The organism is Tenacibaculum sp. (genome assembly GCF_048269885.1).
Taxonomy (GTDB): Bacteria; Bacteroidota; Bacteroidia; order Flavobacteriales; family Flavobacteriaceae; genus Polaribacter.
Window position 1 is genome coordinate 1 of the sequence record NZ_JBLWTZ010000017.1, and the last position, 25,902, is coordinate 25,902.

The following is a 25,902-nucleotide window of genomic DNA, read 5'->3' on the forward strand; positions in this document are numbered from 1 at the left end:
ATCTGGAGATAACCACGTCGCTCATTTCGACTTTTGAGTTTACCTTGAGCGAAGCCGAAAGGCTCAATGACCGCTTCTCGTTATGACGGTTATTTAGAATCAAGAGAATAGACCGCTTCGCTGTTAGAACAAAGATGTTTTAAAAGTCTATTTTCTTTTTTCTTTGCTCCCTAGTCTTGTTTATTTCTAACATCTAACATCTAACATCTAACTCCTTATTAATACCTTCTCCAACAACGCTATATACAACGCAATCCCTTCTTCAATTTCTTGCAGATAAATAAACTCATCAGCAGTATGCGAACGGGTACTGTCTCCGGGGCCTAGTTTTAACGACGGACAACTCAACACGGCTTGATCCGATAAGGTAGGTGAACCATAGGTTTCTCTTCCTAAGGCAATGCCTGCTTGTACCAACGGATGGGTTATCGGAATAGAAGAGGAGTTTAAATGCAATCCTCTTGGCTCAATTTTACACGGTGCGTGTTCCTGTAAAAAGTCACTTACTTCCTGGTTGGTGTATTGGTCGTTTACACGAACATCTACTACTAATTTTACTTCTGCGGGAACGGCATTGTGCTGCTTTCCGGCATTGATTTGTGTTACGGTGAGTTTGACGTCTCCTAAGGTTTTCGACGTTTTTTCAAACGTAATATTTTTAAACCATTGCAATACTTCAATCGTATTATAAATGGCGTTATCGTGATTCGGGTGTGCGGCATGGCTTGGGGTTCCGCTTACTTCGGCATCAAACACTACCAAACCTTTTTCGGCAATGGCTAAATTCATTAACGTAGGCTCTCCCACAATAGCCACATCAATCTTGGGTAAGGTTTTTAATAATCCGTTTAACCCGTTAGGGCCGCTACTTTCTTCTTCTGCTGTTCCTGCAAATACCAAGTTGTATTGTAGGTTTTCTTGAGCATAAAAATAGGTATAGGTTGCTAATAAGGAAACCAAGCAGCCTCCGGCATCGTTACTTCCCAATCCGTAAAGTTTTCCATCTTCTACCATAGCTTTAAACGGGTCTTTGGTATATCCGTTGTTCGGTTTTACGGTATCGTGATGTGAGTTCAATAGCAATGTAGGTTTATTGGCATCAAAATATTGATTGGTAGACCATACATTGTTTTGCGTTCGGGTATACGGTATGTTGTATTCCTGAAACCAGTTTTCTAATAGTAGGGCAGTAGCATCTTCTTCCGAAGAAAAAGAAGGTGTTTCTATTAGGTTTTTTAACAGCCTGATGGCTTTTGTGGTAAGTCTTTGTATCATGATAGTTGTAATGAGGTGTGTTTGTTTTTTGAGTTAAATACCATAGCTGTATTGCCTATGTGTACTTTTTGAACGTTGTTTTTTAGGGCATGAAAGCAATTGTCTAACTTAGGAAGCATACCTTCAAAAATGACTCCGTCAGTTTTTAGTCGAGCATAGGTGTCTAACGTGATTTGTTCAATAACAGAAGTATCATCAGTAACATCAGTTAACACGCCCGGTTTTTCAAAACAATAATAGAGTTCGGTACTGAAATGTGCCGATAAACCGATGGCAATTTCCGAGGCTATAGTATCGGCATTGGTATTGAGTAATTGTCCGTTTGCATCATGCGTAATCGCGCAAAATACAGGGGTTACCCCATGATTGATTAATAGGGCAGGAAGCTCAGGGTTTACCTTTACTACATCTCCGGCAAATCCGTAATCAATAGGTTTTGCTGGACGTTTTACTGATACAATGGTGTTTCCGTCTGCTCCGGTAAAACCTATAGCATTGGCATTGTAGGCTTGTAACTGAACAACAATTTGTTTGTTGATTTTTCCGGCATATACCATGGTAATTACGTCTAACGTTTGTGTATCCGTTATACGTCTGCCCTCAATCATAGTTACCGGAATGTTGAGTTGGTTGGCCAATTCAGAAGCTAATTTCCCTCCGCCATGAACCAATACCTTCGGTCCTTCTAGCTGAGCGAAATCAGCTAAGAAGTTGTTCAAAGCTTTTTCATCATTAATGATGTTTCCGCCTATTTTAACAATCTTTATGGTTTTCATTTGTTAACTATCTTTTAATTTAATGTCACGTCGAGTGATTTTTCGTACTGAAAGGAAGAAAAATTGTATCGAGACGCTTTCAAGTAGTTCTCGATACATCTCCCTGTGGTCGACACTCGAACTGACAAGTTAAAATTCAACTTAAATGAGTTAAAATCTCCTTTAATACTACCTGAGCTGCAAAAGTTCTGTTATTGGCTTGTTCTATCACCAATGCATTATCGCCATCTAAAACCGCATCTTCTGCTACTACATTTCTTCTGATGGGCAGGCAGTGCATAAATTTAGCAGCACCTATTTTTTCTTGCGTAATCATCCAGTTAGGGTCTTCGTTCAATATGTTACCATAGTCATTAAAAGAACTCCAGTTTTTAGCATAGATAAAATCGGCATTTTCAAAAGCTTTCTGTTGGTCGTATTCAATAGGGAACTGTTTCGTGATTTCCGGATCTAGTTCATATCCTTTCGGATGGGTAATGACAAAATCTACCTCCATTTTGTGCATTAAGTGTACAAAAGCATTGGCTACCGAGTGCGGCAATGCCTTCGGGTGCGGTGCCCATGACAGTACTACTTTAGGTTTGGCTACCGTTTTGGTTTCCGTAATGGTAATCGCATCTGCCAAGGCTTGTAGCGGATGGTCGGTAGCACTTTCCATATTGATAACAGGCACGGTGGCGTATTTTACAAAACTGTTCAGCACGGTCTCGGCGCTGTCTTTTTCTTTGTCCTCTAGGGTAGGGAATGCCCTTACCGCAATAATATCGGCATATTGAGAAATTACTTTGGCTGCTTCTTTAATATGTTCAGAAGTGTTTAAGTTCATCACGGAACCATCTTCAAACTCCATATTCCAAGCATTGGTAACGTTTAATACACTTACTTGCATTCCTAGGTTTTTAGCTGCTTTTTCAGTACTTAATCTGGTGCGTAAACTAGCGTTAAAGAACAGCATAACTAAGGTTTTGTGTTGACCTATATGCGTACATTGATACGGGTTCTTTTTTAACTGAATAGCCTTTTGTATGGTATCTGAAAGATTCTCAATATCGTTGATAGCGGTATATTTTTTCATGGTTTTGTATGGATGATTGCCTCTTTAGCAATCTATATTTTGGTATTACGTCACCCAGATGATTCGGGATTGGTAATAAGGTTGTTTATATGTTTCATTTGTATTTGTGGGGTTGTGTGTAACCAAAGTTTTATTGTTAATGTTTTAATCATTAGTCTTTTAAGTTTTGATGTGTCATGTCGAGTGGTTTTTCTGACTAAAAGGAAGAAAAATTGTATCGAGAGATCATTTATTAGTTCTCGATAGCTCTGCTGAGAAAAGCCGAAGCACATCTCCCTAAGGGTCGATACTCGAACTGACAACCAAGTTATCATTAACTCAAAATTTATGGTATTAATAAAACCAAGGTTTATTGAGGTTTTTCCGCGATTTTAGTTTCATGCTACTTGTGTTATGATTAGTTCAATTCTTTTTGTAAGGCGATGATAAAAGCATCTACATGCTCCTTTTGTAAGGTTAACGATGGTAAAATTCTCAATAGGTTAGGACTTTTAGCACTTCCTGTAAATACATGCTGATTGAATAATAATGATTTTCTTAAGTTGGCAATAGGAAAATCAAATTCTAAACCTAACATGAAACCTCTACCTTTTATAGCTTTTAGTTGTGGAATGGTGGAAACTTGCTCAATAAAGTAAGCGGAAACCTCTTGTACATTCTTCATCAACTGTTCTTTTTCTATGGTGTCAAGTACCGCCAAAGATGCCGCACAAGCCAAGTGATTACCACCAAAGGTAGTACCCAACAATCCATGAGAAGCTTGAATGCTTGGGTGAATTAAAATACCACCAATAGGAAACCCGTTCCCCATTCCTTTTGCCATAGAAATAATATGTGGCGTAATGCCATGCTTTTGGAAAGCAAAGAAATCACCCGTTCTACCAAATCCGCACTGAATTTCATCTGCAATCAGTACAGTGTTGTATTGTTGGCATAAGGTTTCCAGTCCTTTATAAAAAGTGGTAGAAGCTTCGTCTAAGCCGCCAATACCTTGAATGGTTTCGATAATAATAGCGCAAACATCCTTATTCTGAAGAGTCTTTTCAACACCTTCTAAGTCTTCAAACTCTAAAAAGATCACTTCTTGTTGTGCATTGATAGGAGCTATGATTTTAGGATTGTCGGTAGCTGCTACTGCCGCAGAAGTACGCCCGTGAAATGAGTTTTTAAAGGCAATTACTTTTTGTTTGCCCGTGTGAAAAGAGGCTAGTTTTAGAGCATTCTCATTAGCCTCAGCCCCCGAATTACATAAGAATAACTGATAGTCTTTACAACCCGATAGTTTTTCTAATTGGTCAGCCAATGCAACCTGTAACGGATTTTGAATGGCATTGCTGTAAAAACCTAGTTTACTTACTTGTTCGCTAATATTTTTAACATAGGTAGGGTGTGAGTGCCCGATAGAGATTACAGCGTGTCCGCCATATACATCTAAATATTGCGAGCCTTTATCGTCGTATACATATACGTCGTTGGCAGTTACTGGGGTAATATCATAAAGAGGATATACGTCAAATAAACTCATTAGTTTGCTGTTTTTATAGTGTTAATTTTGTTGAAAGAGGCAACCATTCCTTGTATTAAAGCAGCACTTAAACCTTTGTGTTCCATTTCGTTTAAGCCTTCAATAGTACAACCTTTTGGGGTGGTTACTTTGTCTATTTCTTCTTCCGGATGATTTCGGGTGGCAATTAATAAATTGGCAGCGCCTTCACTGGTGTGCATGGCTAGCTCTTGTGCTTCTTTAGCATCAAAACCTAGCTGAATCGCAGCCTGTGTAGTGGCACGTATCAAACGCATCCAAAAGGCAATACCGCTTGCACATACTACGGTAGCCGCCTGCATTTGGCTTTCAGGAATCACCATAGAAGTACCTAATTGATTGAAGATAGTGGTTGCGGTTTGCAGGTGTGCTTTTCCTTGAGCATTGCTACAAATACAGGTCATAGATTTACCTACGGCAATAGCCGTATTCGGCATCGCTCTCATAATAATAGGCTCAGCTCCAATAAGGTTTTCCATCTTTTCTATAGAAAAACCGGTAATGGTAGAAATTAAGATATGCTTTTCCGTAAGTACCGAAGTAGTTTCTTTTAAAACTCCCTCAAAGTGTCTAGGTTGCACCGCAAAAATAATGATGTCTGATTGCGCAATGGCTTCCTCGTTGTTGGTACTGATGAAAACATTTGGGAGACTTTTAAATTCATTGAGTTCATCCGTATTTCTTTTCGTTAAGAAGAGCTGTGTAAACGAGTTGTGTTGTATCAATCCTTTTGCAATGGATTTACCTAAATTTCCTGTTCCTATAATTGCTATGTTCATCTGGAAAGCTTTGATTGTATGTTGTGTTGTTGTTCGTTAATCTCTTTGTAACTATTAGAAATAGGTTGCTTTTAGTTGTAATCCGGTACCTTCCTGAAAGCCAAACATCAGGTTCATATTCTGAATCGCCTGTCCGGAAGCTCCTTTTAATAAGTTGTCAATTACACTGGTAATAAGTAATTTATTACCATGTTTGTGTACATGAAGTAAACACTTATTGGTATTGACTACTTGTTTTAAATGCAGCTCTTGGTCTGTTACATGCGTAAAAACAGCCTCTTTATAATACTCAGTATAGAGTTGTGTCGCCTCTTCTAAAGTTCCTTCAAAATGGGTGTACAACGTAGCGTAAATACCTCTGGAAAAATTTCCTCTATTAGGCATAAACCATACATTATTGTCAAAACTGTTTTGAAGAGTATGCAAAGTCTGATTGATTTCTCCTAAATGCTGATGCGTAAAAGGTTTGTAGTACGAAAAATTGTTATCCCTCCATGTATAATGCGTGGTGGCCGATAACGAAGTTCCCGCTCCGGTAGCTCCGGTTACTGCATTGATATGCACATCCTCTTGCAACAAACCTGCATTAGCTAACGGCAATAAAGCTAATTGGATTGCGGTAGCAAAACATCCCGGATTGGCAATATAAGATGCCTGTTGAATGGCTTCTTTTTGAAATTCCGGTAACCCATATACAAACTCTTTCCCTTGAAAAGTACTGTCGGCTTCCAATCTGAAATCATTCCCTAAATCAATAATTTTTGTATGATTTGAAAAGGTATGTGTTTCCAAAAACTGTTTAGAATGTCCGTGTCCTAAGCATAAGAATAAAACATCTACAGAAGTGTTGACTTCATTGGTAAAAGTTAGATCGGTACTCCCCACTAAATCCTGATGCACATTCGCTATTTTGTTACCAGCATTAGAAGTGCTGTACACAAAATTAATAGCCGCTTTTGGATGTTGTAATAGAAGTCTGATTAACTCTCCTGCTGTATAACCAGCACCTCCGATGATTCCTACTTGTATCATATTGTTTGTTGTTTGCTCACTAAGTGAGATTTGTTTGTTGTTTGTTTTGTTATCCGTTTTTCGAGATAACCACGTCGCTATCGCTCCTCGTTATGACGGTTTTTATTTTAGTAGTTAGTATTAAATATGTTAACTAACAGAATTCTAAATTTATATTTTCGCTAACCGCTAACCGCTAACCGCTAACCGCTAACCGCTAACCGCTAACCGCTAACCGCTAACCGCTAACCGCTAACTGCTAACTGCTAACCGCTAACCGCTAATTGATTCACCTGTTGATATATCTTATTCTGATTTCCTAATAACTTAATAAACCCTTTAGCATCTTCAGCGGTCCATCCTTTGTTCATTTCACCGTAACTACCAAACTTGGCATTCATTAAATCGTGCGGAGAATCAATTCCGTCTAAGGTAAAGTGATACGGTTTTAGCGTTACAAACACATCGCCGGTTACCTTTGCTTGGCTATTAGCAAAGAAAGCTTCCATGTCTCTCATCACAGGATCTAAATATTGACCTTCATGCAAATGCATCCCGTAAAAACTTGCTAAATATTCTTTGTGTTGCAATTGCCATTTGGTTAAGGTGTGCTTCTCTAACAAATGATGTGCTTTAATCGTGATTAACGCCGCTGCCGCCTCAAAACCAACTCTTCCTTTAATACCTACAATAGTATCGCCTACGTGAATATCTCTACCAATTCCGAATTTAGAAGCTAAGGCATTCAGTTGCTCAATATTTTGTTCAGGAGCTTTTTCATTGTCATTAACAGCGATTAATTCTCCCTTAAAAAAAGAAAGTTTTACTTGTTCCGGAGTCGTTTTAGTCACTTGTGAAGGATAGGCGTGTTCCGGTAACGGATGTTCTGAAGTTAACGTTTCTTCACCACCTACACTGGTTCCCCATAAGCCTTTATTAACCGAGTATTTAGCTTTTTCCCAAGACAAATCAATACCGTTGCTTTTTAAGTATTCAATTTCTTCCTGTCTTGAAAGTTGTAAATCTCTAATAGGCGTTATGATTTCAATTTCAGGAGCAATTGTTTGAAAAATCATATCAAATCTCACCTGATCGTTCCCGGCACCTGTACTACCATGAGCAATATAACTAGCACCAATACTTTTAGCGTAGTTTACAATTTCTATGGCCTGTATAATTCTTTCAGCACTTACTGAAAGCGGATAGGTGTTGTTTTTTAATACGTTGCCAAAAATTAAGTACTTAATTACTTTGTTGTAATAATCGGTTACCGCATTGATATTTTTATAGGTAGCCACACCCATGGTGTAAGCGTTGTGTTCAATTCTTTTAATTTCTTCGGAAGAAAATCCGCCGGTATTCACACTAACTGCATGAACTTCATATCCTTGTTTTGATAAGCTTACCGCACAGTACGAAGTATCTAATCCGCCACTATAAGCAATTACTAATTTTTTCATTTTTTGTCTTTTTTTAGGAAGATGGTTTCCTTAATTCTTTTGAGTCTTTGAAAGACTTTGGCTTTTACTTTTATGTTTTGAGGTTTTTTGTTAGGATCGAATAACATACCGGTACACAAACACATTTTTTGCTGTGTACGTTGCAAGACATCGTAATTTTTACAAGTCTGACACCCATTCCAAAAAGACTGATCTTCTGTAAGTTCAGAAAAAGTAACAGGTTGATAGCCTAATTCGCTGTTGAGTTTCATAACCGCTAAGCCAGTAGTGATACTAAATACTTTGGCATTAGGAAACTTGGTTCTTGAATGCTCAAAAACTACTTTTTTAATTTTTTTGGCTAAGCCAATACCTCTATAATCTGGATGTACGATTAATCCAGAGTTCGCTACAAACTTGCCATGGCTCCAAGCCTCGATATAGCAAAAGCCAGCAAACTTATCTCCGTCTAGTGCTATAACAGCATTGCCATTTTCTAGTTTTGTAATAATATATTCTGGTTTTCTTTTGGCAATTCCTGTGCCTCTAACCAGTGCAGCTTCGTCAATAGTTTGACAAATAATTTCTGCATACTTACTATGCGATTGATTAGCAATAACAACTCTCATTGAAATTGATTTTAAATATATTTTCTGTTAATAATCCTTGGTTTGAAAGAAGAACTGGACGCACCTGAGTTCCCAAAAAGAAGTCATACCCTTACGGGCGACGTCGGATAAAAGTAGGTCGTACAGTAGTTGAGTTGTTAAAAATAACAACAGGAATTTGTAACGATATAAAAATGTAAATGATTGAAATCACAGATAAAAAAATAAATTATACAATACTCAGTTTAAAGCAAAAGGAAGACTAGTACCGTCTGTAAGACCGCACTGATAAACTGGGTATATAGTTGTATATTTTATTTGTTTGCATGATGCCGCAAATCTATAAAATAAATTTTGATAAATACTAAATAAAAAATAATTTTTTTTATAAGTGTAAGTAATATAGGAGGTTATGAGATGTTTTTTTATAAAGGGAAATAAAAAAAACAAAAAAACATTAGGATAACTAAAAAATAATTTCAAATATTTGTGGCATCAAATGAAGAAACAAGTAGTAAATATCATTTCTATTATTATTGTCATTGTGATTATTTCACAAGGATAAGGAAGTGGTATTTATTATTAAATAATATAAATTTTAAAAAGGCTTCCTAAATTTTAGGAAGCCTTTTTTAGTTGCAAAAAACATGAATCAATTTTTTAACATCGTGGTAATTATTATTGTCATTATTAGCTCTCCACCGAGTTGATACAGATAATTTTTGCCTATAAGGAAGCCTGTATCTAACTCTAGATACAGGCTTTTTTTATTCCGTGAATATCATAAGGTTAAAAAATTAATGTATTGATTTATAGGTAATTGTGTTTTTTAAAGATAGGTTAGAAATCATTAAAGCACAGGAAAATAGAAAAGAGAATAAAAAACGAAAAATAATTTTGAACAGCAAAACAACTGAAAAATGTATTACAACGAAGAAACAGTAATCTATTACAACGGAGAGTTTATCAAAGCCGCAGAAGCAAGTGCTAACTTGTATAGTCAAAGTTTACACTATGGAAATGGGGTTTTCGAGGGTATAAGAGCATACAATACCAACGAAGGAGCGAAAATTTTCAAGCCATATGAGCATTATAAAAGGCTTAAGTATGGAGCAGAAGTCATGAATATTCAATTGGAGTATTCAGAAGAACAATTAACACAAATTACGTATGAATTATTAGAACGTAATGGTTTGAAAGATGCATATATACGTCCGTTAGTGACTACTGGAGCCGATATGAGTTTGTTGACTTCTAAAGAGACGAACTTAGTAATACAATGTTGGGAGTGGGGCAAGTATATGGGAGATAAATTGCTACGTGTAAAAACGTCTTCATTCCAACGTCCGAATCCAAAATCATGTTTTGTAGAAGCCAAAGTAACAGGTCACTATACCAACTCTATACTATCAACGAACGAAGCAAAAAATAACGGTTATGACGAAGCATTGTTATTAGATATGAACGGTAATGTAGCTGAATGTTCAGGAGCCAATGTTTTTATGCAGAAAGATGGGAAGTTATACACGCCACCAAGAGGTCACATTATGGCAGGAATTACCCGTGCTACAGTTATCGATTTATGTAAAGAAGAAGGAATCTCTGTTGAAGAAAAGCATTTTACGCTAGAAGAATTAAAAAATGCAGATGCTTGCTTTTTTACAGGAACTGCTGCCGAAGTAGTTGGATTACAGTCACTAGACGATTATCAATTTCCTCTAGCCTGGGAAAAATCACACGGATATAAATTAATGAAATTATACAAAGACGAAGTAGTAGGCTTAGGTCAAAAACGCAAAGCAAGTTAACATGGAACTAAACAAATTTAGTAAACAAGTAACGCAAGACGATACACAACCAGCAGCACAAGCCATGTTGCATGCTATAGGTTTGTCGAAATCAGACTTAGAAAAACCATTGGTAGGAATAGCAAGTACAGGATATGAAGGAAATCCGTGTAATATGCACTTAAACGATTTGGCAAAATTGGTAAAAGAAGGAACCGAAAATGCCGATTTAGTGGGGTTGATATTTAATACCATCGGTGTTTCTGACGGAATATCTATGGGAACCCCAGGAATGCGCTATTCACTTCCTTCTCGTGATGTCATTGCTGATTCTATGGAAACGGTGGTCCAAGCAATGTCGTATGACGGATTGGTAACTGTGGTAGGCTGTGATAAAAACATGCCGGGAGCCTTAATGGCGATGTTACGTTTAAACCGTCCATCAGTTTTAGTATACGGAGGAACGATTGCTTCAGGATGCCATGAAGGAAAAAAGTTAGACGTAGTATCTGCCTTTGAAGCATGGGGAGAGAAAGTAGCGGGAACCATTACGCAACAAGAATATCAAAATGTGATTGAGAAAGCGTGCCCAGGAGCTGGAGCTTGTGGAGGAATGTATACCGCAAATACGATGGCATCAGCAATTGAAGCTTTGGGCATGAGTTTGCCTTATAATTCATCGAACCCAGCGATAAGTAACGACAAAGAGCAAGAATGTGTTAAGGCAGGAGAAGCGTTACGGGTATTACTTGAAAAAGACATCCAACCATCAGACATCGTTACTAAAAAATCGTTGGAAAATGCGGTACGATTGGTAACAGTAATGGGAGGTTCTACCAATGCAGTACTACACTTTTTAGCCATCGCAAAAGCAGCAGAGGTACAATTTACCTTAGAAGATTTTCAACGTATTTCTGATGAAACGCCATTTTTAGCCGATTTAAAACCTAGTGGAAAGTACCTTATGGAAGATGTACACAAAGTAGGAGGTACACCAGCAGTTTTAAAATATTTACTAGAAAAAGGGTTGTTACATGGCGATTGTTTAACCGTAACTGGAAAAACATTGGAGGAAAATTTAGCAGCAGTTCCAAGTTTAACGGAAGGGCAAGATGTAGTAAAACCATTAGAAACTCCTATCAAAGCCACAGGACATTTACGAATGCTCTATGGAAACTTAGCCAGAGAAGGTTCTGTAGCTAAAATAACAGGAAAAGAAGGATTGTATTTTTCAGGAAAAGCCAAAGTTTTTGAAGGAGAGTATGCCGCTAATGATGGGATAAGAGACGGAAAAGTAGAAAAAGGAGATGTGGTGGTAATTCGCTATGAAGGGCCCAAAGGAGGCCCTGGAATGCCTGAAATGTTAAAGCCAACAGCTGCTATTATGGGAGCAGGATTAGGTAAAGAGGTTGCGCTAATTACCGACGGTCGTTTCTCGGGAGGAACGCATGGATTTGTGGTAGGTCACATTACACCTGAGGCGCAAGAAGGTGGGGTAATCGCTTTAGTAAAAGACGGGGATACCATAACCATTAATGCTGAAACGAATACGATAAATGTTGAGGTTTCGGAAGAAGAATTAGTCAAAAGAAAACAAGAATGGACAGCTCCACCTTTAAAAGTAAAAAGAGGGGTACTCTATAAATATGCAAGAACAGTAGCATCTGCTTCTAATGGATGTGTAACCGACGAATTTTAATCGCAGGGCGATAGCCAGAGGATTAATTTCCTGAGGCTTGCAGAGGTGTTTGATTTTTAAAAAAAGACAACAGAATTAAGATTTAAGACTATACATAGTAGCGTTAAAAAATAATAAAATAACTAAGCATATAGCTAAATGCTAAAAGCCAAAAGCTGAGTTTATGGAAACAAAAACGAAACAACAAACAGAGCAAGAAACGACACAAAAAATAACCATTACAGGAGCAGAAGCTGTAGTAAAATGTTTATTAGCAGAAGGAGTCGATTTGTTATACGGATATCCTGGAGGGGCTATCATGCCTGTATATGATGAGTTGTATAAATATCAAGATAAATTGCATCATGTATTAACACGTCACGAGCAAGGAGCAACACACGCTGCACAAGGCTATGCTAGAGCTACAGGTAGGGTAGGAGTAGCGATAGCAACTTCAGGTCCAGGAGCAACCAACCTAATTACTGGTATTGCCGATGCGCAGATAGATTCTACGCCAATGGTATGCATTACAGGCCAAGTAGGAGCCCACTTATTAGGGTCTGATGCGTTTCAAGAAACAGATATTGTGGGAATTTCAACTCCTGTAACCAAATGGAATTATCAAATAACCAAAGCAAGCGACATACCTGAAGTCATGGCAAAAGCATTTTACATCGCTCGCTCTGGAAGACCAGGGCCAGTTTTGGTTGATATTACTAAAAATGCGCAGTTCGAAGAGTTTGATTTTGAATATAAAAAATGTACATCAGTACGAAGTTATCAACCTGTTCCGAGCATGAACATACAAAATATTGAAACAGCCGTTGCATTGATTAATAATGCACAAAAACCATTTGTGGTTTGGGGGCAAGGTGTACTACTTGGAGAAGCAGAAGAAGAATTTAAAGCCTTTATAGAGAAAGCAGGAATTCCATCAGCAAGTACATTGTTAGGTTTATCGGCTTTACCAACCAAACACCCTTTACATGTAGGAATGGTAGGAATGCATGGGAATTACAGTCCGAATAAACTAACCAACGAATGTGATGTGTTAATTGCTATCGGAATGCGTTTTGACGATCGTGTAACTGGTGATTTAAATCGTTATGCAAAACAAGCCAAAATAGTTCATTTTGAAATAGATCCTGCGGAAGTAGATAAAAATGTAAAAACAGATGTAGCTGTTTTAGGAAACGTAAAAGAAACTTTAAGAGCAGCACTTCCTCTTTTAGAAGAAAACTCACACAAAGAGTGGTTGCAAGAATTTAGAAATCTCGATGCCGTTGAGTTTGATAACGTGATAAAAAATGATTTGTTTCCAACCAAAGAAGGTTTAACAATGGGAGAGGTTATCAAGCAAATAAATGAAGCTTCTAAAGGAAAAGCTATTGTAGTTACCGACGTGGGCCAACATCAAATGATAGCAAGTCGTTATGCGGAATTCAACCAAACAAAAAGTAGTATAACTTCAGGTGGATTAGGTACCATGGGCTTTGCCTTACCAGCAGCGATTGGTGCTAAAATGGGAGCTCCAGAGCGAGAAGTAGTTGCTGTGATTGGTGATGGCGGTTATCAAATGACCATACAAGAACTCGGAACCATTTTACAAACCAAAGCAGCGGTTAAAATTGTAGTACTCAACAATGAATTTTTAGGAATGGTACGTCAGTGGCAGCAGTTGTTTTTCGACAAGCGATACGCTTCTACCGTAATGACAAACCCTGATTTTGTAACTATTGCAAAAGGATATCATATGGCTGCAAATAGAGTCACTAAAAGAAAAGATTTAGCGAGTGCTGTACAAGAAATGATGCAAGCTGAAGAAGCCTACTTCCTAGAAGTTTGTGTAGAAAAAGAAGCCAATGTATTTCCAATGATTCCAACAGGAGCATCGGTATCTGATGTTCGATTAAAATAAGAAAATATGCATACAAAAAACACCTATACAATTTCAATTTATACAGAAAATAATGTTGGATTGTTAAACAGAATATCAGCAATATTTCTACGAAGACACTTAAATATAGAAAGCGTTAACGTGTCAAAATCTGAAATTAAAAGTGTCTCAAGATTTACACTTTTAGTGAAGGTAACCGAGGAACAAGTAAAAAAAATAATTGGTCAGATTGAAAAGCAAGTAGAGGTAATCAAAGCTTTTTATCATACAGATGAGGCAACTGTTTACCAAGAGTCATGCTTGTTTAAATTAAGTACGGACTTGCTAATTCAAAATGATGAAATACAAACGATTATCAATCAAAGTAAATCAAGAGTAATTAATATAAACAAAAACTTTTTTGTTTTGGAAAAATCGGGATCAAAGGAAGAAGTCGAAGAACTATATCACATTTTAGATAAGCATGGTATCATGCAATTTGTTCGGTCTGGTAGAATAGCCATTACGAAAGATGAAATGCCAGTATCAAAACTATTACAATTAATAAAAGCATAAACAAACAACACAAATACAATAGAAATGAAAAATTATTTCAACCAATTATCACTTAGAGAACAATTAGAACAGTTAGGGAAATGTAGGTTTATGAATGCGGAAGAATTTTCAGAAGGAACTACAGCATTAGAAGGCAAAAAAGTGGTAATTGTTGGCTGTGGAGCTCAAGGATTGAACCAAGGATTAAACATGCGCGATTCAGGGTTAGATATTTCATACGCATTACGAGAAGCAGCTATTAAAGAGCGACGCCAATCGTACAAAAATGCCACAGAACACGGTTTTGCAGTAGGAACTTATGAAGAGTTAATACCTACAGCAGATTTAGTATGTAATTTAACACCCGATAAACAGCACACACAGGTAGTAAATGCAGTGATGCCATTGATGAAATCAGGAGCAACTTTATCATATTCTCACGGATTTAATATTGTGGAAGAAGGAATGCAAGTCCGTAAGGATTTAACCGTAATTATGGTAGCGCCTAAGTGTCCAGGAACAGAAGTAAGAGAAGAATACTTGAGAGGATTTGGTGTGCCTACATTAATTGCGGTGCATCCTGAAAATGATCCAGAGAGTAAAGGGTTGGCACAAGCAAAAGCGTATGCGTTTGCTACTGGTGGACATAGAGCAGGAGTTTTAGAGTCTTCATTTGTTGCTGAGGTAAAATCAGACTTAATGGGTGAGCAAACTATCTTATGTGGTGTGTTACAAACAGGATCTATTTTGTCGTTCAATAAAATGGTAGAAGAAGGAGTAGCACCAGCATACGCATCTAAACTTATTCAATACGGATGGGAAACGATTACAGAAGCATTAAAACATGGAGGAATCACGAATATGATGGATCGTTTATCGAATCCAGCAAAGCTTAAAGCTTACCAGCTTTCCGAAGAATTAAAAGAAGTATTAGCTCCATTGTTTAATAAGCATATGGATGATATCATGTCAGGACACTTTTCAAAAACGATGATGGAAGATTGGGCAAACGATGATGTAAATCTATTAACATGGAGGGCCGCTACTGGAGAAACGCAATTTGAAAAAACAACCGCTACTTCTGAAGAAATCTCAGAACAAGCCTATTTTGATAAAGGAACGTTGTTAGTTGCTTTTGTAAAAGCAGGAGTAGAGTTAGCGTTTGAAACGATGGTAAAATCAGGAATTATTTCAGCATCGGCATACTATGAATCGTTACATGAATTACCATTAATAGCCAATACTGTGGCACGTAAGAAGTTGTTTGAAATGAACCGTATTATTTCTGATACTGCTGAATACGGATGTTATTTATTTGACCATGCTGCCAAACCATTATTAACTGATTTTATGAAATCGGTAAGTACTGATGTTATCGGAAAGGATTATAATAATACTAACGAAGTAGATAATCTTGAATTAATTAAAGTGAATAAAGCAATTCGCAATCACCCTATTGAAAAAGTAGGAGCAGAATTGAGAGAAGCAATGACGGCTATGAAGGTTATCAAAACCAATGTCAGTCAAGAAGAACCCGTTTTAGCATAATCGTATGGAAGTTCAAAAAGAAACCTATTTTCCTAAAATATCTGCAATACAACAAGCTGCTACGACTTTGAAAGAAGTCGTAGCAGTTACACCTTTGCAAGAAAATTTTAATTTATCCCAGCAATTCAATGCTACTATTTTATTAAAAAGAGAAGATTTACAACAGGTCCGTTCCTACAAAATTAGAGGAGCTTATAATAAGATAAGCTCTTTAACAGAGGAGGAATTAATAAACGGAATTGTATGTGCCAGTGCAGGAAATCATGCGCAAGGAGTAGCGTTGGCATGTAGGAAAAAAGAAATTTTCGGAACTATTTATATGCCTGCACCAACCCCGAAACAAAAGGTAGAGCAGGTAAAAATGTTTGGAGGTGACTTTGTAGACATTCGACTGATAGGTGATACGTTTGACGATGCTTATAAAGCAGCAAAATTATTGTCAGATACTTTAGAGAAAACATTTGTACACCCGTTTGATGATGAAAAAATTATTGAGGGACAAGCAACGGTAGGCTTAGAAATTTTAGAACAATCACAGCAACCTATAGATTATGTTTTTGTACCTGTTGGTGGTGGTGGATTGGCTTCTGGTTTATCTAGTGTTTTTAAATTATTATCTCCCAAGACAAAAATTATAGGAGTAGAACCTTCCGGGGCACCTTCTATGAAGAAGTCATTAGAGAAAAATAAGAACGTAATATTAAAGAGTATAGATAAGTTTGTTGATGGAGCTGCAGTACAACAAGTTGGAGAGTTGACTTATAAGATATGCAAAGAAAACTTATCCGATATGATTACCGTTCCCGAAGGAAAAGTGTGTCAAACCATTTTAGAAATGTATAACAAAGAAGCCATTGTAGTTGAGCCAGCTGGTGCTTTGACCATAAGCGCACTTGATTTTTACAAAGAAGAATTGAAAGGTAAAAATGTAGTGTGTGTTATTAGTGGAAGTAATAACGATATTACCCGTACAGCAGAAATTAAAGAAAGAGCTTTATTATACAATAAATTGAAGCACTATTTTGTTGTTCGTTTTCCACAACGGGCAGGAGCTTTAAAAGAATTTGTTGCTGAGGTATTGGGTGAAAATGATGATATTACTTTTTTTGAATACTCTAAAAAGACCAATAGAGAAAATGGACCTGCAGTTGTAGGAATAGAACTAGAGAGAAAAGAAGATTTAGAGCCGTTAATTCATAGAATGAAAAAACGGAGTTTTTATGGTGAATACCTAAATGATAAGCCTAATTTATTTGAATTTTTAGTGTAATATTGATGAGATTGTTTACATCGTCATTTCTACCTAAAGGACAAGTTTTCTGATTATTTGTGACTCATTGTGTAAGAAATTTTGGTTGCTTCGCAATATATTTTCAGTCAAATATATTGTTGATTTCAGTAGCGTTCGAAATGACGATGTAAACAATCTTATTTTTGACCCCAATACACCCAATGGTCATTTTCTTTACAGAAAAAAGAGTTTTCGTGAATCACATCGATACTGCCGTTCTCCATAAAAAAAGCGTTAAATTCAACGGTGTTTTCTGTTGATTGTAGTACTTCTAGTTTTAACCAGTTAACAGATTTTGTCCAAGTTAAAATATCTTTCTTTTCTCTTTTAGCAGGTCGAGTACTACTGTGGTGACTTTTTTGTAAATAATCAATATTAGCTAAAACAAAAGCACTATATCTTGAACGCATTAAAGCTTCAGCTGAGGTAACTGAATGAATATTTTGATGTGCTTTTGCACAGCATTCACTATATAATATAGCAGGATTGCAGGGACATTGCATAATTTTGAATTATTTGTTGTCAAAAGTAATTGAAAAAAAGTAAAATCAGTTCGTCTATAGTAAAGTGCATTTCGTCTATAGATATATAGTTTTTTGTCAAAGAAAAAAATCATAACTTTAAAATTGACTTATTTTTATGAAATTAGTTTTTAAATTGAGGTTTTGGATAAAAAAATAAAAATATTATTAATAGAAGACGATAAAATAGAGATACTTAAGTTCAATAGAGCAATTTCATCTATTTTACAAAAACATATCATTACACAGGCAAATAATGGAAAAGAAGCCTTATCTTTATTGGAAAAAGGGTTGCCAAATATTATTTTATTAGATTTGAATATGCCCGATACTAATGGAATAGAGTTCTTAACTATCTTAAAAAGTGATGATAAACTTAAGCATATTCCTACCATAGTATTAACAACCTCTGATAATGATAAAGATATTTCAGAATGTTATAGGTTAGGAATAGCAGGATATGTTTTAAAGCCATTAAAATATCAAGACTATGAAAAAAAAATAAGCACAGTATTAGCGTATTGGAGTCTTAATGAGTTTAAAAAATAAGCTATGAAAGGAATCGTTTTTACGGAGTTTTTAGATTTAGTAGAAGATAAGTTCGGTATCGAAATGGTAGATAAAATTATAGAACAGTCTGAGCTAGATTCAGGAGGAGTGTATACTGCTATAGGTACCTACAAGTTTTCTGAAATGTTACGATTGCTAGATAACTTAAGTAAAAACACGGGAATTTCAACAGATGAGTTATTATTAGTATATGCTGAACATTTTTTTTCTGTTTTAGAAGAGAGTTATCCGGGGCTTTTAGCTACATATAAAGACCCTATAGAAATGCTGTCTTCAATAGAAGATCACATTCATGTAGAGGTTAAAAAGATATATCCTGATGCAGAATTACCTACATTTCTCGTAGAAGAAAAAAGTAAGAATTCACTTGTAATGCTATATAAGTCTAGTAGAGCGATGCATCATTTTGGACTAGGTTTAATGAATAAAACGTTTGAGCACTTTAATAGTTCGGCAGAAATTGTTTTAGAAAAAATAAAAAAAGATGGAACTGAAGTAAGGTTTATTATTAACAAAAAATAGTGAGCATAAAAGAAATAGAAATACTACAAAGAGCGCTAGAAAGACAAAAAAAAGCTAGAAAACAAGCAGAGAGAATATTAGAAGAAAAATCATTAGAGTTATTCAATATTTCTCAAGAGCTAAAAGAGGTTAATGCAAAATTAGAAGATCTTTTAGATGAAAAGAACTCACAGTTAAAGGGAATTTTTGAAAACATTAATGATGCCTATTTGGTGATGGATATTCATGGAAATGTGTTAAAAATGAATCATGTCGCGGTAGATTTTTTTGGTTTTGATGTAAATGAAGGAGAAGTAAACGTAGTGAGTCTTATTTACCCAGAAGATTATAATTATGCCATGAATTCCTATGCAGAGTTATTGAGTAATGGTTATTTTACTAATTATATAGCTCGAGTTATAACCAAAAGAAATGAAGTAAAGTGGGTAAACATAAACTCTAGTGTAGTTTTTGATAAAACACACACACCTATAGCAGCCCAAGGAATTATTAGAGACATAACCAACCAAAGAAAAGAACGTCAAGTAATTGAAGTAATTAATAATACAGCTAAAGCTATTATAGGAAAAGAAGATATCTATGAAATTGCTTGGGAAATATCAAACAATGTTGCAAATTACTTAAATACGGATGATTGTGTTATTTATTTGGTAAATGAGAAAAAGAAACAGTTAGAGTTAATAGCCTCTTTTGATAAAAGAAAAAATAAAGTAATTCAAGATAAAATGCGATTACCTTTAGGAGAAGGAGTGGTAGGAAGTGTTGCTGAATCAGGTGTTTCTGAAATGATAAATAACACCTCTTTAGACAAGAGGTATGTAATTTATCACATACCAAAATTATCAGAATTAACAGTACCCATAACACATGAAGATAAAGTTATAGGGGTAATAAATGCAGAGCATTTAGAGAAAAATTATTTCACTGAAGAGCACCTTAAAACCATAGAAGGTATCGCTGGTTTGGTATCACTTCAGTTAAGAAGTGCGTTAAATATTAGGAAACGTAAAAAAGTAGAAAAGAAAAATGCTGATTTATTAAAAAAGATAGCAAAAAGCAATCAAGAGCTAGAAGAATATGCACATATTGTATCTCATGATTTAAAATCACCCATAAGAAGTATTCATGCCTTAACCAGTTGGATTAAAAGTGATAATGAAGGAGTTTTTGACGAAGCCAGTCTCCAGAATTTTGATCATATTGAAAATACTTTGATAAAGATGGAGCAGTTAATAACCGATGTATTAGAGTATTCAAGTATTGTGAATGCATCTAAAGAAGAGGAAGACGTTGATATAAATTCTCTAGTAGAAGAATTACAAAAAGTGATATACCTACCAACTCATATCTCAATCAAGATTGTAAACAAACTTCCTGTTGTTAAAGGAGACAAGATAAAATTTCAGCAACTATTTCAAAACTTAATTAGTAATTCTGTTAAGTTTAATGATAAGGAAGAAGGAATTATAGAAATAGCTGTAAAAGACCAGAATTCATTTTATAAATTTTCAATTAAGGATAATGGAATTGGTATTGAAAAAGAACATTTTGATAAAATTTTTAAAATTTTTCAATCCCTACATAAAACTAAAGACTCCTCTGGTATTGGTTTGTCTATTGTAAAAAAAATTGTAAACTTATATAAAGGAGAAATCTGGCTAGAGTCTGAAGTAAATAAAGGAACAACTTTCTTTTTTACAATAAAAAAGTAATTATGGAACAACCCAATCTATTGTATATAAACGAGCTTTCTAAGGGAGATGAAGAGTTTAAAAAACAAGTTATAGGAGTTTTAAAAGAAGAACTTTCTGGAGAAATAGAACGTTATTTTTTACATATTAAAAACGAAGATTTAAAGAAAACTAAAGAAGTTGTTCATAGAATTAAACATAAAATGAGTATTTTAGGCTTGGAAAAAAGCTATAAAATAACCAACGACTTTGAAAACAATCTTGCAGACAATAGTATAGAAAATAAAGAATATTTCGAAAATGTACTTCCTGTAATGCTCGATTTTTTAAAGATAATTTAAAAGACTACCTATGAACTGCATTGTTATAGATGACGAATTAATGTCAAGAATGATTCTTAAAAAAGTATGCGAACAAGTAGAAGAATTAGAACTTGTTGGTGAGTTTTCTAATGCAATACAAGCCATAAAATTCTTAAACAGTAATAAAGTAGATGCTATTTTTTTAGATATTCACATGCCAGATTTTACGGGGTTTGATCTTATTCAGACGCTAAAAAAGCCCCCAAAAATTGTTCTTACCACTTCTGATAGAAACTTTGCCGTCGAAGCTTTTGAATATGATTTTGTTGTGGATTATATAGTAAAACCTATAGAATTAGGTCGTTTTAAAAAATCGGTAGAAAAAATTATTGCTGCAAAAGGAAAAGAAAGCAATGCTAAACCAGTCGCTCACAATCCAACTACTGATGCAGATACGTTATATGTAAATATCGATAGAAGATTGGTAAAGATAGATATACCTAGTATTTATGTGGTAGAAGCTAAAGGAGACTATATAAAAGTGAAAACAGAAGAAAAAAACTACATAGTTCATAGTCCGTTAAAAAAGATTGAAGAAAAATTACCTGCAGCTTCATTTTTAAAAGTACACAGATCATATATAATTAATATTAATAAGATTATTGATATAGAAGATAATAGTGTGCTTATAAAACAAGATATAGTTCCTGTGAGCAGATCTAATAGAAATGAACTAAAAAGGCGATTAAACTTGCTGTAATCGTTTTATCTGTATAAAAAAGCCATTAATCTTTAGTAAATAGTCAGTTAATCGATTATCATACTTCAACACTCTTGTTATTACTAGTTTTGAGTAATGAACAAGAGGAGTTTACATATCATTATATTAATTTTTATACCATTTTTCTTATTTGGACAATCTTTAGAAGGGGTAATTAAAGATGCAGAAAACTTGGTAAAAAAAGCAGAAATCACGTTAACATTTCCAGAGAATGAAACTAAGATATTTCTCCCTTTTCAACAATTCAAATTAGAAAAAAATAAAAATGTAAATCTATTAGAGATAGATTTAAAAACACTTGAATCTAATCAGTATAAAAACGATATAGGATTAGTGTTTAAAGCAAATGCAAATCATAATTTTAGTGATGCTTTAGATGAAGAAACAAACACTTCAATAATTACTAGTGTAAAAGCAGAAGTAGAATGGAACGTATTAAAGTCAGGATATTTTGAAAACCAAACAAAGGCTAAAAGAGTAGAGAATCAAATAGTAGTATTAAAAGAGGAAAGTGATAAAGTACAAAAGGAGTTATGGAGAAAACAGTTTAAAATAGATTATAACTATGTTTTAAACAAGGAAGTAATTCACTTACAAAAAACATTTCTATCATTTGAAAATGATTACTTTGATTTACTGAATAAACTGTATTATCAAAAACTAATAAAAAGAGAAAAGTTACTACAAGTAAGCAGTCAAATACATGTTTTAGAAGAACAAATAACAACGTTTGAGAAAGAAAACGTTCTACTAAGAGATAGTGTTTCTACAGCTTATTTAAAAATAAAAAAACTTCCACTGTTAAAAGTACGGTTAGACAGCTTTTCACTTAAAGAAACCTATGCACCAATACACGTTAAAGAAGAGAATATTCACTTACAACAGCATCGATTAAATGATATTAACTTATCGTTGTATGTAAATCAAAACTACCGTTATTCAGAAGCAACGCAACGGTATTTTCCTTCCGTAGGTATTCGTTTTAAAGCACCCTTACGTTTTAATAACAGAAAGAAAATTATTGAAACAAAAATAAAAATTTTAAAAGCACAAGAAGCAGATACGTCATTAGAACAATTTAATAACACACTCACTTATATAAGTGAGTATAATGAAAAACTAAAAGACTTGCAAAATGAATACAAAAACTGGCAAGTTTTAGAAGAAAGAATAAGAATACTAAAATTAATAAAAGAAGAATTTAAAACTCAAGATACAGGAACTTTATTATTAGACTTTTTAGAAGAACAATTTAGAATATTAGAGAATGTTTTGCAGTTAAAAAGACAGTTATATAAAGTAATAACAAGGCTTTTTGAGCTAAATGAAACTAGCAAAATTGATGCTTTGTTTGTTCCTTACACATTTAAAAAGACAACAAGTTTAGAAAGGTTAGTGCTTGTAAGCAGTAAAAAATACAGCCTAAATTTTCAGCTTAATTTTTTAAAAGCTAAAGGGTTAAGCGTAGTAGTGTTGAGAAATGATTTAGCCATTCAAGAAAAATTAAAAAATAGATCAATTAATTATGTTTTGGTAAATAAGAGTACTAAAACAGTAGAGCAGTTTATTAAAGAAGAAGTAGAAAGAATTAAAATAAAAACAGATGAAAGCATTTAATTATAAAAGAGGAAAGGCAGTAATTAGAACGCTAAAAGAACCTGTAATTAAAAAGAAAAAGCTGGGCTTTGACAGAGCTTTGTATTTTATAATTATTATAGGGCTTGCTGTTTGGTTAACAAGCTTTGTGTATCATAAAACTTTATGGTTAGAAGGTAATGGACAGATGTTAATGGAAAAAGTAGATGTTAATTTTACAAACGATGTAAGACTCAAAGAAATTTATATTAATGAAGGAGATACTGTTAGTAAAGGAAGTAAGTTATTTAATTACTTTCAAAACGATTTTGATAGTGACGCATCTATAGTATTAAAAAACTTTGATAGAAAAGAAAAACAAAATAACAATCTATTAGAAATAGAAAGGCAAATTAATAGTAAGCAAATAAGGTTAAAAGGATTGAAAGAAAGGCTTTCGTTTTTGAATATTCAAGAGAAAAAAATAACAAAACTTATTTTACTAGATGTGTATACAAAAACAAAGTTAGATGATTTACTGACTCAAAAAATGTTACTTGAAAGTCAAATAAAAATGGAACAGAGCGAATTATACTTTTTACAGACAGATAGGAAGTTAATTCAACCAGATATTCAATTAATAACAACGAGTAATGAAGATTATCAAAATACATACATTTCTCCAATAAAAGGGGTTGTTGGTCAAATTTTAAAAAGTAGTGAAGAAGCTTGTTATAAAACAGAAAATGTATTGACAATTCATAATGTAGAAAAAGTTTTTATAAAAGCATATTTTAACTTAAAAGATCTGTCTAAAATAAATAAGGGAGCTATTGTAGAGGTCGAGTTTCCTGATAAAACAATTTCTAAAGGAATTATTAATAAACTGTACATAGCAACCTATAAGGCACCAACTGAATTTCAAAAGAAATATGAACCAACAGAAAGAAATATTTTAACGGAGATTATTCCTTTACATAAAGAACAAATACCAGATTGGGCAAAGTTTTATAAATTAAACTTAAAGATCAAAGTAGGAAAATTCTAATAAGCTGTTTTTACTAAAAAATAAGAACCTGTGAAGTTTACTTTACAGGTTTTTTGTTATGCTCGCTTAGTGACTGTTAGAAAGGAAAAGAGAAAGCTTGTTGTAAAATGAACCTGTTTAGCAACATTCATCTCACTTATATAAAAACGACAAAAACCATTTATCTATAGTTATTGTTTTTTCATCTACAGAAAGTTTTTAGTAAGCCAATAAACGCTTTAACAGCTTAAAAGCGAGTGTACTTTAGCAGTATATTAATTAACAAAAAACAAATAAGATGAGCACAGCATTAAAAACAAACAAGATACAGGTTGAAAAGCAGTTTCCAAAATTAGCTTACAAAAAGAGTCAGTTATTTAACAGCCTTTTAGAAAAAAAAGAAAACATGGCAGTTGTAGGATTAGGATATGTAGGATTGCCTTTAGCAGTTCACATGGCATCAAAATTTAAAGTGATAGGCTTTGATGTTAATGATGGCAAGGTACTACAGTTAATGCAACATAAAGACCCATGTAAAGAATTACCTTCAGAAGAGTTTAAAGGAAAGGATATCAGTTTTACGTCGAATGATGAAATTTTAAAAGAAGCTAAATTCTACATCGTAGCGGTACCAACTCCTATAGATGATTTAAAAAAGCCAAATTTAACACCGTTAAAATCAGCCACAGCTACGATAGCAAAATACTTAAAAAAAGGAGATTGTGTTGTTTTTGAATCGACAGTATTTCCAGGGTGTACCGAAGAAGTTTGTGTGCCAATTTTAGAAAGAATTTCAAGATTAAAATTAAACAAAGATTTTACTGTAGGATATTCACCAGAAAGAATTAACCCAGGAGATACACAACACACGTTTACAAAAATTAAAAAAATAGTATCGGCAAGCACAGATGAATCTCTTGAAACAGTGGCGAAAGTGTACGAAGAAGTAGTAACAGCAGGTGTACACAGAGCACCAGCAATTAAAGTTGCAGAAGCTGCAAAAGTGGTAGAAAACATTCAAAGAGATGTAAATATTGGTTTAATGAATGAGTTATCACAGATTTTCAATGTTTTAGAAATTAATACAAAAGATGTATTACAGGCAGCAGGAACTAAATGGAACTTTCACAATTATTTCCCAGGATTGGTAGGAGGGCATTGCATAGGAGTTGATCCGTATTATTTAATACACAAGGCAAAGACAATGAGGTATACCCCAAAGCTACTAGAACAAGTTAGAGAAGTAAATGAAAGCATGATAAATCATATTGTTTTACAAATAGAAAGAAAATTATATGCTAAAAGGTTTTTAAAGAACAATATTTCAGTTTTAGTAAAAGGAGTAGCTTTTAAAGAAAATGTAAATGATATTAGAAATTCTAAAACAGCAGAAATGTGTTTAGAACTTCAAAAAAGAGGATATAATGTAGTGGTGCAAGACTATATGGTTGATCCAAAAGAAGTAAAGAAACGTTACGGACTTACCATTAAAAATACCACATCAGAAGAATTTGATGCTATCATTTTAGCGGTAGACCATGAAGACTATAAGCATTTAGCATACTACGATTATTTAAAAAACGGAACGAAAGAAACATTAATTTTTGATGTTAAAGGAGATAAAAAAGACAAATTTCCAGCAGCAGTATATATGTCATTGTAAAGTGTAAAA

General features: G+C 34.3%; 23 protein-coding genes. 14 read left to right on the forward strand and 9 right to left on the reverse strand.

Annotated elements, in window-relative coordinates; genetic code table 11:
* Nucleotides 1-207: 207 nt before the first annotated feature.
* From ACN0WY_RS12870 to ACN0WY_RS12905, 8 genes are all read right to left on the reverse strand, one after another.
* Nucleotides 208-1,275 carry a M20 family metallo-hydrolase gene (locus ACN0WY_RS12870; protein ID WP_417800613.1) on the reverse strand — a complete coding sequence of 356 codons (1,068 nt, stop codon included), beginning with the start codon at nt 1,273-1,275 and terminating at the stop codon, nt 208-210.
* Nucleotides 1,272-2,051, reverse strand: coding sequence for an acetylglutamate kinase (gene argB, locus ACN0WY_RS12875; protein ID WP_417800614.1), 780 nt, complete (start codon nt 2,049-2,051; stop codon nt 1,272-1,274). The genes ACN0WY_RS12870 and argB overlap by 4 nt, the downstream gene beginning before the upstream one ends.
* Nucleotides 2,052-2,187: 136 nt before the next feature.
* On the reverse strand, nt 2,188-3,126 hold the full coding sequence (locus ACN0WY_RS12880) for an acetylornithine carbamoyltransferase (protein WP_417800615.1): 939 nt from the start codon (nt 3,124-3,126) through the stop codon (nt 2,188-2,190).
* Between the two features lie 397 nt (nt 3,127-3,523).
* Nucleotides 3,524-4,651 carry an aspartate aminotransferase family protein gene (locus ACN0WY_RS12885; protein ID WP_417800616.1) on the reverse strand — a complete coding sequence of 376 codons (1,128 nt, stop codon included), beginning with the start codon at nt 4,649-4,651 and terminating at the stop codon, nt 3,524-3,526.
* A complete protein-coding gene (gene proC / locus ACN0WY_RS12890) occupies nt 4,651-5,448 on the reverse strand; it encodes a pyrroline-5-carboxylate reductase (RefSeq protein WP_417800617.1) in 798 nt (265 codons plus the stop codon). The genes ACN0WY_RS12885 and proC overlap by 1 nt, the downstream gene beginning before the upstream one ends.
* Before the next feature lie 54 nt (nt 5,449-5,502).
* Nucleotides 5,503-6,480 carry an N-acetyl-gamma-glutamyl-phosphate reductase gene (gene argC / locus ACN0WY_RS12895; protein ID WP_417800618.1) on the reverse strand — a complete coding sequence of 326 codons (978 nt, stop codon included), beginning with the start codon at nt 6,478-6,480 and terminating at the stop codon, nt 5,503-5,505.
* 245 nt (nt 6,481-6,725) lie between these two features.
* Nucleotides 6,726-7,919, reverse strand: a complete 1,194-nt coding sequence (locus ACN0WY_RS12900) for an argininosuccinate synthase (protein ID WP_417800619.1) — start codon at nt 7,917-7,919, stop codon at nt 6,726-6,728.
* Nucleotides 7,916-8,527, reverse strand: a complete 612-nt coding sequence (locus tag ACN0WY_RS12905; protein ID WP_330487024.1) for a GNAT family N-acetyltransferase — start codon at nt 8,525-8,527, stop codon at nt 7,916-7,918. The genes ACN0WY_RS12900 and ACN0WY_RS12905 overlap by 4 nt, the downstream gene beginning before the upstream one ends.
* 899 nt (nt 8,528-9,426) lie before the next feature.
* Between ACN0WY_RS12905 and ACN0WY_RS12910 the strand changes: the two genes are divergently transcribed.
* The 6 genes from ACN0WY_RS12910 to ilvA all read left to right on the forward strand — a co-directional run bounded on the left by ACN0WY_RS12910 (nt 9,427) and on the right by ilvA (nt 17,220).
* Nucleotides 9,427-10,314, forward strand: a complete 888-nt coding sequence (locus ACN0WY_RS12910) for a branched-chain amino acid transaminase (protein ID WP_417800620.1) — start codon at nt 9,427-9,429, stop codon at nt 10,312-10,314.
* A 1-nt stretch (nt 10,315) separates the two neighbouring features.
* Nucleotides 10,316-11,992, forward strand: a complete 1,677-nt coding sequence (ilvD, locus tag ACN0WY_RS12915; protein WP_417800621.1) for a dihydroxy-acid dehydratase — start codon at nt 10,316-10,318, stop codon at nt 11,990-11,992.
* 163 nt (nt 11,993-12,155) lie between these two features.
* Complete coding sequence (ilvB, locus tag ACN0WY_RS12920) at nt 12,156-13,889, forward strand: biosynthetic-type acetolactate synthase large subunit (protein WP_417800622.1); 1,734 nt, start codon at nt 12,156-12,158, stop codon at nt 13,887-13,889.
* Between the two features lie 6 nt (nt 13,890-13,895).
* Nucleotides 13,896-14,423 (forward strand): acetolactate synthase small subunit, encoded by a 528-nt coding sequence (gene ilvN, locus ACN0WY_RS12925; protein WP_330487020.1) that lies wholly within the window; start codon nt 13,896-13,898, stop codon nt 14,421-14,423.
* A gap of 24 nt (nt 14,424-14,447) precedes the next feature.
* Nucleotides 14,448-15,950: a ketol-acid reductoisomerase gene (gene ilvC / locus ACN0WY_RS12930; RefSeq protein WP_417800623.1), complete on the forward strand. Its 1,503-nt coding sequence runs from the start codon at nt 14,448-14,450 to the stop codon at nt 15,948-15,950.
* Nucleotides 15,951-15,954: 4 nt separating this feature from the next.
* Nucleotides 15,955-17,220: a threonine ammonia-lyase IlvA gene (gene ilvA / locus ACN0WY_RS12935; protein ID WP_417800624.1), complete on the forward strand. Its 1,266-nt coding sequence runs from the start codon at nt 15,955-15,957 to the stop codon at nt 17,218-17,220.
* Between the two features lie 158 nt (nt 17,221-17,378).
* Here the strand turns inward: ilvA and ACN0WY_RS12940 are convergent, their stop codons facing one another.
* Nucleotides 17,379-17,744 (reverse strand): YchJ family protein, encoded by a 366-nt coding sequence (locus ACN0WY_RS12940; protein WP_417800625.1) that lies wholly within the window; start codon nt 17,742-17,744, stop codon nt 17,379-17,381.
* A gap of 162 nt (nt 17,745-17,906) precedes the next feature.
* Here ACN0WY_RS12940 and ACN0WY_RS12945 point away from each other — a divergent pair, with 162 nt between their 5' ends.
* The 8 genes from ACN0WY_RS12945 (at nt 17,907) to ACN0WY_RS12980 (ending at nt 25,893) form a co-directional block, all read left to right on the forward strand.
* A complete protein-coding gene (locus tag ACN0WY_RS12945; protein ID WP_417800626.1) occupies nt 17,907-18,311 on the forward strand; it encodes a response regulator in 405 nt (134 codons plus the stop codon).
* Nucleotides 18,312-18,314: 3 nt separating this feature from the next.
* Entirely contained in the window at nt 18,315-18,854 is a 540-nt protein-coding gene (locus ACN0WY_RS12950) for a heme NO-binding domain-containing protein (protein ID WP_330487015.1), read from the forward strand.
* Entirely contained in the window at nt 18,854-20,566 is a 1,713-nt protein-coding gene (locus ACN0WY_RS12955; protein ID WP_417800627.1) for an ATP-binding protein, read from the forward strand. Before ACN0WY_RS12950 ends, ACN0WY_RS12955 begins: the two co-directional genes overlap by 1 nt.
* A 2-nt stretch (nt 20,567-20,568) precedes the next feature.
* Entirely contained in the window at nt 20,569-20,886 is a 318-nt protein-coding gene (locus ACN0WY_RS12960; RefSeq protein WP_330487013.1) for an Hpt domain-containing protein, read from the forward strand.
* A 10-nt stretch (nt 20,887-20,896) separates the two neighbouring features.
* Nucleotides 20,897-21,607 (forward strand): response regulator transcription factor, encoded by a 711-nt coding sequence (locus ACN0WY_RS12965; protein ID WP_330487012.1) that lies wholly within the window; start codon nt 20,897-20,899, stop codon nt 21,605-21,607.
* A 96-nt stretch (nt 21,608-21,703) separates the two neighbouring features.
* Nucleotides 21,704-23,245: a hypothetical protein gene (locus ACN0WY_RS12970; RefSeq protein ID WP_417800628.1), complete on the forward strand. Its 1,542-nt coding sequence runs from the start codon at nt 21,704-21,706 to the stop codon at nt 23,243-23,245.
* Complete coding sequence (locus tag ACN0WY_RS12975; RefSeq protein WP_417800629.1) at nt 23,232-24,251, forward strand: hypothetical protein; 1,020 nt, start codon at nt 23,232-23,234, stop codon at nt 24,249-24,251. Before ACN0WY_RS12970 ends, ACN0WY_RS12975 begins: the two co-directional genes overlap by 14 nt.
* Before the next feature lie 277 nt (nt 24,252-24,528).
* Complete coding sequence (locus ACN0WY_RS12980; RefSeq protein ID WP_330487009.1) at nt 24,529-25,893, forward strand: nucleotide sugar dehydrogenase; 1,365 nt, start codon at nt 24,529-24,531, stop codon at nt 25,891-25,893.
* Nucleotides 25,894-25,902 lie beyond the last annotated feature (9 nt).